Annotated in this window: 12 protein-coding genes and 1 tRNA gene; 6 read left to right on the top strand and 7 right to left on the bottom strand. The window is 66.0% G+C overall.

Annotated features, from left to right (window positions below; translation table 11 throughout):
* Positions 1 to 18: 18 nt before the first annotated feature.
* The 4 genes from ACX9MO_RS01165 to ACX9MO_RS01180 form a co-directional block, all read right to left on the bottom strand.
* The gene (locus tag ACX9MO_RS01165; protein ID WP_462213245.1) at positions 19 to 687 is read right to left on the bottom strand and encodes an amino acid ABC transporter permease; all 669 of its coding nucleotides are present in this window, start codon (positions 685 to 687) and stop codon (positions 19 to 21) included.
* Positions 688 to 697: 10 nt separating this feature from the next.
* The gene (locus ACX9MO_RS01170) at positions 698 to 1366 is read right to left on the bottom strand and encodes an amino acid ABC transporter permease (RefSeq protein ID WP_222494757.1); all 669 of its coding nucleotides are present in this window, start codon (positions 1364 to 1366) and stop codon (positions 698 to 700) included.
* Complete coding sequence (locus tag ACX9MO_RS01175; protein WP_462214489.1) at positions 1366 to 2118, bottom strand: amino acid ABC transporter ATP-binding protein; 753 nt, start codon at positions 2116 to 2118, stop codon at positions 1366 to 1368. Before ACX9MO_RS01175 ends, ACX9MO_RS01170 begins: the two co-directional genes overlap by 1 nt.
* A gap of 134 nt (positions 2119 to 2252) precedes the next feature.
* On the bottom strand, positions 2253 to 3113 hold the full coding sequence (locus ACX9MO_RS01180) for a transporter substrate-binding domain-containing protein (RefSeq protein WP_462213246.1): 861 nt from the start codon (positions 3111 to 3113) through the stop codon (positions 2253 to 2255).
* A gap of 363 nt (positions 3114 to 3476) precedes the next feature.
* Here ACX9MO_RS01180 and ACX9MO_RS01185 point away from each other — a divergent pair, with 363 nt between their 5' ends.
* On the top strand, positions 3477 to 3890 hold the full coding sequence (locus tag ACX9MO_RS01185) for a VOC family protein (RefSeq protein WP_222494759.1): 414 nt from the start codon (positions 3477 to 3479) through the stop codon (positions 3888 to 3890).
* A 331-nt stretch (positions 3891 to 4221) separates the two neighbouring features.
* Positions 4222 to 4971 (top strand): SDR family oxidoreductase, encoded by a 750-nt coding sequence (locus tag ACX9MO_RS01190; protein ID WP_222494761.1) that lies wholly within the window; start codon positions 4222 to 4224, stop codon positions 4969 to 4971.
* Positions 4972 to 5179: 208 nt separating this feature from the next.
* Here the strand turns inward: ACX9MO_RS01190 and ACX9MO_RS01195 are convergent.
* Positions 5180 to 5263 (bottom strand) — tRNA-Leu (locus tag ACX9MO_RS01195).
* Between the two features lie 301 nt (positions 5264 to 5564).
* Here ACX9MO_RS01195 and ACX9MO_RS01200 point away from each other — a divergent pair.
* Positions 5565 to 6077 carry a Hint domain-containing protein gene (locus ACX9MO_RS01200; protein ID WP_462213247.1) on the top strand — a complete coding sequence of 171 codons (513 nt, stop codon included), beginning with the start codon at positions 5565 to 5567 and terminating at the stop codon, positions 6075 to 6077.
* Positions 6078 to 6427: 350 nt separating this feature from the next.
* Here the strand turns inward: ACX9MO_RS01200 and ACX9MO_RS01205 are convergent, their stop codons facing one another.
* A complete protein-coding gene (locus tag ACX9MO_RS01205; protein ID WP_462213248.1) occupies positions 6428 to 7957 on the bottom strand; it encodes an NAD(P)H-hydrate dehydratase in 1530 nt (509 codons plus the stop codon).
* Between the two features lie 151 nt (positions 7958 to 8108).
* On the opposite strand from ACX9MO_RS01205, the gene ACX9MO_RS01210 reads away from it, so the two are divergent.
* The 3 genes from ACX9MO_RS01210 (at position 8109) to ACX9MO_RS01220 (ending at position 11565) form a co-directional block, all read left to right on the top strand.
* The gene (locus ACX9MO_RS01210) at positions 8109 to 8447 is read left to right on the top strand and encodes a P-II family nitrogen regulator (RefSeq protein WP_222494766.1); all 339 of its coding nucleotides are present in this window, start codon (positions 8109 to 8111) and stop codon (positions 8445 to 8447) included.
* Between the two features lie 33 nt (positions 8448 to 8480).
* Complete coding sequence (glnA, locus tag ACX9MO_RS01215) at positions 8481 to 9887, top strand: type I glutamate--ammonia ligase (RefSeq protein ID WP_222494768.1); 1407 nt, start codon at positions 8481 to 8483, stop codon at positions 9885 to 9887.
* 619 nt (positions 9888 to 10506) lie between these two features.
* Positions 10507 to 11565, top strand: a complete 1059-nt coding sequence (locus ACX9MO_RS01220; RefSeq protein ID WP_462213249.1) for a hypothetical protein — start codon at positions 10507 to 10509, stop codon at positions 11563 to 11565.
* A 241-nt stretch (positions 11566 to 11806) separates the two neighbouring features.
* Here ACX9MO_RS01220 and ACX9MO_RS01225 read toward each other — a convergent pair whose 3' ends face one another.
* Positions 11807 to 12559: a heme-dependent oxidative N-demethylase family protein gene (locus ACX9MO_RS01225; RefSeq protein ID WP_462213250.1), complete on the bottom strand. Its 753-nt coding sequence runs from the start codon at positions 12557 to 12559 to the stop codon at positions 11807 to 11809.
* Positions 12560 to 12649 lie beyond the last annotated feature (90 nt).

Here is a 12649-nt window from a genome sequence, read left to right on the forward strand (position 1 = left end):
AGGTGTCCTTTCGGGGGATCAGTTCACGGCCAGGCCACGCTGGTAGCGGGCAATCACGCGCACCAGCGGCCAAAGCACGAGGAGATACATGCCGGCTGCGAGAACCAGCGGCGAGGCATTGTAGGTGACGGAGCGTGCCAGGTTGGCGGAGTAGAGCAGCTCCGACAGCGACACGACCGAGGCGAGCGAGGTGAGTTTCACCACCTCGACGGTGTTCGACAGCAGGTCCGGCAGCACGTTGCGCACGGCCTGCGGCAGCACCACGTAGGTCAGGGTCTGCGCCTGCGACAGGCCGGTGGCCCGCGCGGCCTCGGTCTGACCCTTGGGCACCGCGTTGATGCCCGCCCGGAACACCTCGGCGAAGTAGGAGGAGTTGTTCAGGAAGAAGGCGATGACCACCGCCATGAAGGGCGTCAGCCGGACGCCCGCGAAAGGCAGGCCCGAATAGACGAAGACCAGCAGGACCAGCGGCGGCAGCGCGCGGAAGAGGTCGATATAGGCGATCGCGCTCCAGCGCAGCGCCTTGTTGGGCGAGAGCGCCGCGAGCGCCAGCATCAGCCCGCCCACGAGACCGCAGACGATGACCACGGCGCAGAGCTTCAGGGTCATCACCGCGCCCTTGAGCAGCAGCGGGAAGGCCTGCGCCATGATGTCGAAGTTGAAGAAGGTCTGGATGAAGGTGTCCATGATGCCCCCCTCAGGTCGCGAAGTGGTAGCGCCGTTCGATCTTGTGCGATGCGATCACGGCGGGAATGAAGATGATGAGATAGGCGATGGCCGCCATGGTCAGCGGCGTGGCCGAGCCCGAGAAGCTCTGCGCCGAGGAGGAGACCGAAAGGATTTCCTTCACCCCGATGACAGAGCCGAGCGCGGTCAGCTTGGTGGTCGCCAGCACGCGGTTCACCAGCGGCGGGATGCCCCGGCGCGCGGCCTGCGGGAAGGCAATGTAGAAGAGCGTCTGCGCCTTCGAAAGGCCCGTCGCCCGGCCCGCTTCCCACTGGCCCGCGGGAATGGCGGTCAGCCCGCCCCAGAAGATCTCCTCGGAAAACGCGGTCAGCACCAGCGACAGGACGATGTAGACCACCATCCAGCCCGAGATGTTCAGCCCCAGCGAGGGCATCCCGAAGAAGAGGATCAGGATCAGCACCAGCGGCGGCAGGGCGCGCATGATGTCGGCGAAGACGATGATGAAGAAGTTCACCAGTTTCAGCCCGGCCACCCGCAGGCAGGCCAGTGCCGCGCCGCACAGGATGCCGGTGACGATCGTCGCCACCGCAAGGCCCAGCGTCACGCCCATGGCGTGGATCAGGTCCGGCATGTAGTCCGCCATGACCTTGGTGTTGAAGAAGGTCTCGATGAACCGCATCAGACGGCCTCCGCCCCGGCGTCCTCGTGCGAGACGCGGCTGAGGAAGGTTTTCAGGCGGTCGGACTTGGGATTGCCGAAGATCTCCTCCGGGGCCCCCTGCTCCACCACGTAGCCGCCATCCATGAAGATCACGCGGTCGGCGGCTTCGCGGGCGAACTGCATCTCGTGGCTGACGACGAGCATGGTCATGCCCTTGTCGCGCAGGTCCTTCATCACCTTGAGCACCGAGCCGACCAGTTCCGGGTCCAGCGCCGAGGTGGGTTCGTCGAAGAGCATCACGCCAGGGTCGAGCGCGAGCGCGCGGGCAATCGCCACCCGCTGCTGCTGACCGCCCGAAAGCTCGGCGGGCATGGCGTCGGCCTTGTGCTTCAGCCCGACCTGGTCGAGCATTTCCAGCGCGCGGGCCTCGGCCTCGGGCTTGGCGCGTTTCAGCGCCTTGATCTGGGCCAGCATCACGTTCTTCAGCACGGACATGTGCGGATAGAGGTGGAAGCCCTGGAACACCATGCCGACCTTGAGGCGCATGCGGTCGAGGTCACGGCGCGGAATGTCGGTGATCCGCTCGCCCTCGATGAAGATCGCGCCGGAGGTGGGTTCCTCCAGCCGGTTGCAGCAGCGCAGCATCGTGGACTTGCCCGAGCCCGAGGGCCCGATCACGAAGACCAGTTCGCCTTCCTGCACCTTGAGGTCGATGCTTTTCAGCACCTCGACCTCTCCGAAGCTTTTCTCGAGCCCCGTGATTTCGAGCATGGTGCGCGGTTGGGTCATCGCTGTTGCCTTTTCTTGAGGAGGGATATGGGCGGCGGGGGCCCGGAAGAGGGAGAACAGGGGCCCCCGCCTGCTGCGAGAAGAGAGGGGAGATCAGACCTCGCAGCGAAGAGAGATCAGAACTCGCAGGTGATCTCGTGTTCGGTGGCGTCGTAGCCGTCGAAGCCCGGGGTGCCGTAGCCGGCGGTGGGCGTGATGATCGTCGCGCCTTCGGCCGGGGTCACGCCGAACCATTTCTCGGACAGTGCGGTAAGGGTGCCGTCGGTCTTGAGGCATTCCAGCACGCTGTCGACGAGGTCACGGGTGGCGGCGTCATCCTTGCGGAAGGGCAGACCCCAGACGAGGCCCGTGGGGTATTCGAAGGACAGCTCGATCTGCGGGTTCTTCTGGACGGCCCATGCGGAAACGGTGGCGCCGGCCATGTTGGCGTCGGCACGGCCCGAGGTCACGGCCTGGATCGCGTCGGTGTTCGTGCCGAAGGACACGACGGTGAAGCTGAACTCGTCAGCCTTGTCGGTCAGGAAGCGCTCGTAGACCGAGCCCTTGTTCACGGCCAGCGTCTTGCCCTTGAAGTCCTCGAGGGAGGTGAAGCCCGCCGCTTCCGAGCCCTTGGGCACGACGAAGCGGAAGTTGGTGTCCATGAAGCCTTCGGTGAAGAGCAGGTTGGCAGCGCGCTCCTCGGTCACGGTGGTCGGCGCGACGAGGAAGTCGTAGGTGCCAGCCTGCAGAGCGGGGATCAGGCCCGAGAATTGAGCGGCGGTGACATCGACCGGCACGCCCAGCTTTTCGGCGATCGCGGCAGCGAGATCGACGTTGAAGCCTTCGACGCCGCCCGACATGGTCGGCATGGCGTGGGGGGCGAAGGTGCCGTCGAGCGCGACCTTGTAGCCCTCGGGCTTGATTTCGGCCAGCTCGGCGGAGGCGGCCCCGGCAAGCGCCACGGTGGCGGCGGAGGCGAGGAGAAGATGCTTCATCATGGGTCATAATCCTGTTGGTTGCGTCTGACGGCACACCTTCTGGGGCGTGTCCTGCCCCCAGAAGACATCTGAAGCGCCCGTTTTCCAGTATAGATCAGGATTATTATACAACTATCAGTATAACCCCTCATTATATATGATGACAACATGACATCCCGGTCGAACGCGACGGATTTCGCTAGAACCCTGATAACAAAGGTGGAAAACAGAGCCTTGGGAGGTGCTGGAGCCCTGATTCCGGTGCCCTCTCCCACCCCTGCCCGCGACGGCTGCTCTCTTTACCGCTCAGCAACTGTGCGCAAGGAAGAGGCAGACGCCCCGTCAACCCGGGCCCTCCGCGGGGGGCCAACGAAAGGACAGACCATGCAATCGCTCTTCCACCTCGCCATCCATGTGAAAGATCTCGACGAGACTCGCGCCTTCTACGGCGACGTGCTCGGCTGCGAGGAAGGCCGCTCGACCGACACATGGGTCGACTTCGACTTCTTCGGGCACCAGCTCTCCTTCCACCTTGGCGAGCCCTTCCCCACCACCCGCACCGGCAAGGTCGGCGACCACATGGTGATGATGCCCCACATGGGCGCCGTGCTGCGCCTCGATGACTGGCTGGCCCTCGCCGACCGCCTGCAGGAAAAAGGCATCGCCTTCGACATCCCCCCCGTCGTCCGCTTCGAGGGCGAGCCCGGTGAGCAGCGCACGATGTTCTTCTTCGATCCCTCGGGCAACCCGATCGAGATCAAGGGCTTTGCCGACTTCGAAGGCCTCTTCGCCAAGTGAGCGACGGCGGCGCACATGGGGACCCCGGAAGGGTCATGATCGCCGCAAAGACGCCCCACACCAAGGGCCTGCAATGACAGGAGGCCGCCGCTCCCCGGGGACGGCGGCCTTTTCATGCGCCCCGGCGGCTTGCGCCCGGGCCCGACGGCGGGCTTCGGCGTCCCCCTTGGCCGGCCCCCTGCCGTGACGCTTCAGCTTGTCCGCCGGCCCCGCACCGGGCATGACCGTGCGGGGCCGAACCGGCGCGAGACCACGACGACGCACCGCCGCGCCCCCTACGACCGTCCGCCCCCAGAGGGCCGGCACAGCAGTTGATATGAGGAGATCACAGATGGATTACGGACTGACGGGCAAACGCGCCCTCGTGCTCGGGGCCAGCCGCGGCCTTGGCGGCGCCTCGGCGACCATGCTCGCGGCGGAGGGCGCCGAGGTGCTCGCCGCCTCGCGCTCGGGCACCGCGTCGGGCGCGGGCGTCACCGGCGTCGCGCTCGACCTCTCCGACGAGGGGTCGGTGGCCGCGATGGAGGCCCGGCTGGCGGCAGAGCCGGTCGATATCCTCGTGCTGAACTCCGGCGGGCCCAAGGCCGGCCCCGCGCGCGGCCAGTCCGCCGCCGCGTGGCGCGCGGCCTTCGAGCAGATGGCCGTGGCGCTCTTCCGCCTGACCGACGCCGCCCTGCCCGGGATGGAGGCCGCGGGCTGGGGCCGGATCGTCACCATCGGCTCCTCCGGCATGCAGGCGCCGATCCCGGGGCTGGCGCTGTCCAACGGAGTGCGCGGCGCGGTGGCGGGCTGGTCCAAGACGCTGGCCTCTGAGGTCGCGCCGATGGGGATCACCGTGAACCTCGTCCTGCCGGGCCGCATCGCCACCGACCGTGTGGCCGAGCTGGACGGCGTGCGCGCCAAGGCCAGCGGCAAGGACGTCGCCGAAATCCGCGCGGCCTCGCAGGCAACGATTCCCGCCGGGCGCTATGGCACCCCCGAGGAATTCGCCGCCGCGGTGACTTTCCTTTGCTCGGCCCAGGCAGGCTACATCACCGGCACGGCCCTGCGCGTCGATGGGGGCATGCTGCGCAGCCAGTGAGGTCCATGTGGGGTGGGCCGGGGTCTGAACGCCCGGCCTGCCCTGCACGATCAGTCGGGCTTGGGAGACAAGGGACGGTCCATCGCGGCCGCCCTGCCCCACAGGGGCGCCCGCGGCCGTCACGGTGCTTCAAGGCGCGCCCGGACACCCCGGGACCGGGCCACCAACGGCCCTGAACACCTGAAATCAAAGAATTTTCCTGAAAGCTTGGTGCGGGTGAAGGGACTCGAACCCCCACGCCAAAGGCGCCAGAACCTAAATCTGGTGCGTCTACCAATTCCGCCACACCCGCATGCGCCTGCTCCGGCGCTCGCGCTGTCTATCAAAGCGCCACGGCGGAGGCGAGAGGAAATCGCATCGCCCGGCCCGACGCGCGTTTCCGTTCCAGCATCAATCCCTTGTTAACCTGCGCTCTGTATCCCTGAGGCGCAGCCGGATGTGGCGCCCGTGTGGCGCAAAACCGGCGAGAACGCGGGGGACTGGCTGGCCTCCCCACCCGAAAGGGGGCTCTGCCCCCGGAATTTCTGGAATTGCGCCCATTTCTGCCGTATTCTGACGGCAATAATGAGGCAGTGAAAACACGGGAAGAGCGCATGAAACCGAAAACGGTGCAGCGCGCGGATGGCCAGCAGGCCGTCCCTGGCGTCGACGAGTCGCAGGAGGTTGGCGAGCCCGCCGGCCTGATCGCGGGAACCACGGTCCTGACAATGGATGGCGAACTGCCGGTCGAGTTTCTCTCGCCCGGGGATCGGATCATCAGCCGGGACTACGGCATGGCGGTCATCACCTCGATGCGGGTTCGCAAGGTGACGGCCCGTGCGGTAAAGATCACGGCCGGATCGCTGGGCCACACCCGCCCCGAGGAAGACACGCTGATGCCCGCGGGCCAGAAACTGCTGGTGCGCGACTGGCGGGCCGAGACGCTCTATGGCACGCGGCAGGCAGCGATTCCCGCGGCCCGGCTGGTGGACGGACATTATGTCGTGGACGCCGGCGAGACCGAGATGCGCCTCTATGAACTCCGCTTCGAGCGCGAACAGACGATCTATGCTGGCGGCATGGAGATCGTGGCCGTCTCGGAAGCCATGGCAGAGGCCCTTCGCTGATCTGAGCCCGCCCGTGACCTGAAGCGTGGGCCTGCTCGGAGGCACAGGTATGAACGGTGGCGCCTGTCAACTACCGAAGGCGCGCGTCTCGTCTGAGCCCCGCGCCTGATCTGGATAAAACGCCAAACCGACATCCACGTCTGATCGGACCTCCACATCCAATCGGCTGCCGGCCCCGGATCGGAGGAAACCTTTCGGTCCGAAGCTGGCCGGTTCACCTGACACACGGCGCTTCCTGAAACATGGCGCCTGCCGAGGCCCGATAGATGCGCCTCGCACATCTCCGACGCATTCGCGGGTCAACGGTCTGGATGTTTCCAGGCCAGATCGGGGATGAGGCGCAGACCCGATCAGGCCCCCGATGCCAGCCCTTTCAAAACGCCGGGCAGCGCCTCCGGCAGGTCCTCCGCAATCAGCCCCGGGCCAAGCGCGCGGGCGCATTCCACATGGAGCCAGGCGGCGGTGGTCGCAGCGGCCTCCGGCGCGAACCCTCGTGCAAGAAGGCCCAGTGACAGGCCGGCCAGCACGTCACCGGACCCCGCCGTGGCAAGATCGGGGGCGGCCCGGTCGTAGCAGGCATCGCTGACCCAGGCCCCACCCTCCGGCGTTGCGATCACGGTCGCCGCGCCCTTCAGCAGAACGACCGCACCGCACCGCGCCGCCGCCTGCTCCGCCGCGTCCCGGGCAGAGAAGGCGGGCCCCGAGGCCGCGGCCCCGGTCAGCGAACCGGCGAGATCGGGAAACAACCGCCGAAATTCCCCCAGGTGCGGCGTCAGGAGGCAGCCACGGTGCAGCCGCCCCATCAGCGCCGGATCGCCCGCCAGCAAGGTCAGCGCATCGGCGTCCAGCACCAGCGGCCCGCCCCAGTCAAGCGCGGCGGCCAGCAGCCCCGCCTCCCGCGCCCCGAGGCCGAGGCCGGGGCCAAGCCCGAGCGCCGTGATCCGCCGGTCCTCCAGCATCTCGCGCAGCGCCGTGCCATCCTTCAGCGCACGCAGCATCACCGCATCGAGCCGGGCGGCATTCTCGATCAGAGCGGCCGGCGGCGGACAGAGCGTGACCAGCCCGGCCCCCACCCGCAGTGCAGCACGGGCCGCCATCCGGGCCGCGCCGCCGCGCCCGACACCACCGGCGAGCATCAGCGCGTGACCGTGATCGAACTTGGCACCGCTGCGCTTGGGCAGCCGCGCCGCATCCGGCCGCGCGGGGATCAGCGCGCCCGGCACCTCCTGCTCCGGCAGACCGATATCCGCCACCACGAGGGTCCCGCAACAGGCCGGCCCCTCGCCGAGGTAGTGGCCCTGCTTCGCGGCGTGAAAGCTCACCGTCAGATCGGCCCGGACCGCGCGGCCCAGCACGCGCCCACTGTCGGCGCAGAGGCCCGACGGGATATCCACCGCGACCACCCGGGGCGCACCTGCGGGCATAAGCGCCGCCGCTGCACCGTCCACGGGCCGGGTCAGCCCGGTGCCGAAGAGCGCGTCGACCACGAGATCGGGCGGCTCGCCCTGCCCCTCTTCTTCCGCGAGCCGAGTCGCCGCCCGAGTCGCGCCGAGGGGCTGCCAGAGCGCCGCCATCCGCACCGCATCCGATGGCAGCCGGGCCCCGTCGCCCAGCAGGACAAGCTCAACCCGCCAGCCGCGTTCGGCCAGACGTCGGGCGATGACGAAGCCGTCGCCGCCGTTGTTGCCCGGCCCGCAGAGCACCCGCGCAGACCATGCGCCCCGGGCCAATTCCGGCCAGTGGGCCAGCACCGCATCGACCGTCGCACGGCCCGCCCGCTCCATCAGCCGCGCGCCCGTCACCCGCCCGGCATTGATCTCTGCCTGCTCCACCCGGCGCATCTGTTCTGCCGTCAGGAGTCCCCCGGACAAACCGTTCATAACCCGCTCATTTTTTAGACATCGACGCCCATAAATCGGGCTGCAAATTTTCGCGTCACACTCTCTTGTCGCCGCCTCCACATTAGTCAATTGTGACCGTGGGACGAAAGTGGTCTGACGACCTCCGGTGGACATGTGAGGAGCTCCAGCCATGAAAAAGATCGAAGCGATCATCAAGCCGTTCAAGCTGGATGAAGTCAAAGAGGCTCTGCAGGACGTCGGTGTGCAGGGTCTGTCCGTGATCGAGGTCAAGGGCTTTGGCCGCCAGAAGGGGCACACCGAACTCTACCGCGGCGCCGAATATGTCGTGGACTTCCTCCCCAAGGTCAAGATCGAGGTCGTGCTGGACGACGACCAGGTCGATGGCGCCATCGAAGCGATCGTGGATGCCGCCAAGACCGAGAAAATCGGCGATGGCAAAATCTTCGTCAGCACCGTCGAACAGGCCATCCGTATCCGCACCGGTGAATCCGGCTCGGACGCACTGTAAGAAATTCTTCTCTAAAACGAAGGGATCAAGGGAATGAGCAAGGACGCAGTTCTCAAGCTTATCAAGGATGAGGACGTCGAATACGTCGACATCCGCTTTACCGACCCGCGCGGCAAGCTGCAGCACGTGACGGTTGTGGCGGACCTGGTCGACGAGGACTTCCTCGACGAAGGCTTCATGTTCGACGGGTCGTCGATCGCTGGCTGGAAGTCGATCGAAGCTTCCGACATGAAGCTGATGCCCGACACCGAAAGCGTGTACGTGGACCCCTTCTATGCGGAAAAGACCATCTGCATCCATTGCTCGATCGTCGAGCCCGACACCAACGAAGCCTACGAGCGCGACCCGCGGTCGACCGCTCAGAAAGCCGAAGCCTACCTGAAGTCCTCGGGCATCGGTGACGCGGCCTTCATGGGCCCGGAAGCTGAATTCTTCCTCTTCGACAACGTCAAATACGCCGTGTCGATGAACAAGGTCGCCTTCGAAGTCGACGCGCTCGACGCCTCGTGGAACACCGACACCTCCTACGAGATGGGCAACACCGGCCACCGTCCCGGCATCAAGGGCGGCTACTTCCCGGTCAACCCCGTGGACGACGGCCAGGACATCCGTGCCGAAATGCTCTCGACCATGAAGCGCATGGGCATGAAGGTCGACAAGCACCACCACGAAGTGGCGTCCTGCCAGCACGAGCTGGGCCTGATCTTCGACAGCCTGACCAAGCAGGCCGACGAACTTCAGAAGTACAAGTACGTCATCCACAACGTGGCCCAGGCCTACGGCAAGTCGGCAACCTTCATGCCGAAGCCGATCAAGGGCGACAACGGCACCGGCATGCACGTGAACATGTCGATCTGGAAAGACGGCAAGCCGCTCTTCGCAGGTGACAAGTACGCCGACCTCTCGGACGAAGCGCTGTACTACATCGGCGGTATCCTGAAGCACGCGAAAGCGCTGAACGCCTTCACGAACCCCGGCACCAACTCCTACAAGCGCCTGATCCCCGGCTTCGAAGCCCCCGTTCTGCGCGCCTACTCGGCACGCAACCGGTCTGGCTGCGTCCGTATTCCGTGGACCGAGTCGCCCAAGGCGAAACGTGTGGAAGCCCGCTTCCCCGATCCTTCCGCAAACCCCTACCTCTGCTTCGCAGCCCTGCTCATGGCCGGCCTCGACGGGATCAAGAACAAGATCCACCCCGGCGAAGCCATGGACAAGAACCTGTACGACCTGCCGCCCGAAGAGCTGGCCGACATCCCGACCGTCTGCGGCTCGCTGCGTGAGGCACTCGACGAACTGCAGAAGGACATGGACTTCCTGCTGGCCGGCGACGTGTTCACCAAGGACCAGATCGAAGGCTACATCGCCCTCAAGATGGAAGAGCTGGAAATGTACGAGCACACGCCGCACCCCGTGGAATACGCTCTCTACTACTCCTGCTGATCCGCTTCACGGCGATCAACGGATCGGGGCGCCCATCGGGCGCCCCTTTTCGTTTCCGGACGGTGCCACGCGCCTGCCCTGCCCCGTAGCCTCCGTCCCGGCGCATCCAGGACAGGGCCACGCGACTGCAACGGACACAGATTCGCCATGCAGTGGTAAGCCCGTGGCCACCCGAGGCACATTTGCGGATGAAACACTGACACAATGCTGTTTCACCCTGTATTCACCCCCCTTCGAATCGAGAAATATGTTTCCCTGAGGAGGCGTATCTGAAGTCGTGGCGGGCGATTGTTTCCTGACGCCACGTTAATAATGTGGAAAACCGGCGGTGCATGACGCTTAAACGCTGCAAACGGGCCGCCTATTTTGTGGCGACCTGACGCGGTATAGCATCACAACCTCAGGCAAATAAAAGGCAATTAAGGCGGCTCTGCCTTATTTGATCGAAGCGACCCCACGTCAAACCGAAATTATTGGCGGGGAGAGGCGCAAATCTGGCGAAAGGCCTTCCTCTCGCCCCATTTCGGTCAAAATCCCTAAAATTCTGGCCAAAATATTCCGTTTTCTCCCGACAAATATGGGTCATCAAAAATAAAGGTTCGGGAAAATGCCCTACAACATGATCAAGCACCAAGCGGGCCTCATCTTCACCGATGAAACCTCTGTGATGGTCAGTGACCTGGCCGAGCCCGTGCAGACGACATTGGAAGCCTTCGGTCAGGACGCCGTCGCGCCCGTCGAGTTCGACGAGACTGGCCTGCGCCTGCAGGGCCGCAGCCTCAATGTCGAGCTCCGGGTCTACGACGCACCGCAAAACGACGCAGAAGCCCAGAAGCTGATGCCCGCCGCCGAGGTTCGCACCCTCGACAAGGATACCCGCGACGCGGTCGCGCACCCCTCCTGCTGGATCCAGGTGACGATCTCCGCTCATACCTCCGACGACATGATGCACCCCGAGACGCCCAAGGCCGTCCTCGCCGAGGTCCTGCACATGATCGTTGCCGAAACCGGCGCACAATACGTGCAGTGGCTGGACCGCGACGTGGTCCTCAGCGCCAAGCGTTTCCAGTCCGCCTTCACCCCGATCTGCTACCAGCGTCAAGCTGCGTCGCTGCAGGCTGCACAGGCCTCGCTGCACGCCGGCGCTGCGGCGGTGGCACAGGCACCGGCCATGGGGGCCGCCATTGCAATGGATGATGGCCGTGCCGTGCCCCGTCGGGTGCGTCCGACCGCGCACAACCGCGCCCGGGACGTCTTCCCCGCGATCAACTCGACCGAGAAGGCGCTGGACACCCGCCTGTCGGCGATGCGCGAGAAGACCGATCCGGACATGTCGCGCCTGCTGAACACCAGCAACTGGGGCCTGCACCAGCGTCAGCTGGACGCCCAGGACCCGTCGCTGGAAACGCTGGCCGCCGTATTCCGCGAGGACCTGGAGCCCGAGGACGGGATCGAGGCCGCCCGCGGTCCGCTGGATGCACGTCTCGCCGCATGGGCGCTGAACGGCGCCGTGGCGGTCTTCTCGCCGCCGATCGCCGCCGCGCTCTTCACCTACAACATCCTGCGCAAGGAAGACTTCCGCCTGAACGCCCAGGCCCTCGGCCTGACCGGTCTCTTCGCCGGGCTCGGGATGTCCTCCACCGCGGTTGCAGACACGCTCTCGATGCTGCCCTTCTGACCTGAATGTCCCTTCCGGGCCAGAGGCCCGCAGCACCGAAAACCCCGGCCCGTCCCTGACGACGGACCGGGGTTTTGCATTTCAGGGGGCGCTTCAGGATTTCGCGTGTCTGGATTTTGCGTTTCGAGATTTTGCCTTTCGGGGCAAGGCCGTGCGCGCGCAAGCTGACGTGACCGACGCGGGGCCCGTGCCCCGGATCAGCCTGCGTCCGTTCGTGGCCGTGGCCCTGTCAGAGGACCTCTCAGAGGACCTCGGCCTCGCGGCGCAGGATATAGGTGTGGATCCCGAAGACCACGGCCCGGGTTTCCGGCAGGCGACGCATGGTCTGGCGTTCCGACCGGATATAGGTCTGCGGCGCCTTCGAGTAGCTGGCGTAGTCCTTCCGGGTCTCGCTCTGCGGCTGGTAAAGCGCGGGGTTGCCATGATGCAGGTAGTTGTAGCGCCAGAGCGGCCTACCCACCTGCACCCCGTCGAAGAGGCGTTGCACCCGCTTGGCGATATTCTCGTCATAGGCCGCCACGGGACGGTGGATGCGGATCATCGGGTGCAGGAATTTCTCCGCCAGCGTCCAGCTGGCCGGGAAACAGAGCACCGCACCGGTGAGGACATGCTCCTCCTCCCCCGGGGCCTTCTCCAGCAGGCAGAAATCCTCCTGCACCAGACGGCCCAGCGTCCCCATGGGGTCGTCCCGGTCGAGGGCCACCTTCCCCCCGTCGGGGCGGGTGATCACCCCACCCGCGCGGCTGTAACCGGAATCTGTCGCCAGGAATGCCAGCACCGTCTCCAGCAGCTCCGCCGCCGCCGGGCGCGCCCGGTCGGAGAGCCTCACCACGTCCTCGCGCCGGGTGGACAGCAACGCTTCCCGCAGCGCCATCTGCCCGGCGAAGGCCTCGTCCCGCAGCAGCCACTGCGCCTCGTCCAGCGGACGGGTGCCGGGCAGCCGGTGGGCCGGGTCGATCTCGTAGGGAAGTCGGGTCTGGAGAATCTCTTGCATGCCCCTGATTAGGCTGCGCCCGGCCCCGCCGCCTACGGGAAAAACGCCGCATCCCCGCCGCGACGTGGCGGCGCGGAGACCGTGGCGCGG

It is taken from the genome of Pseudooceanicola profundus (assembly GCF_054919315.1).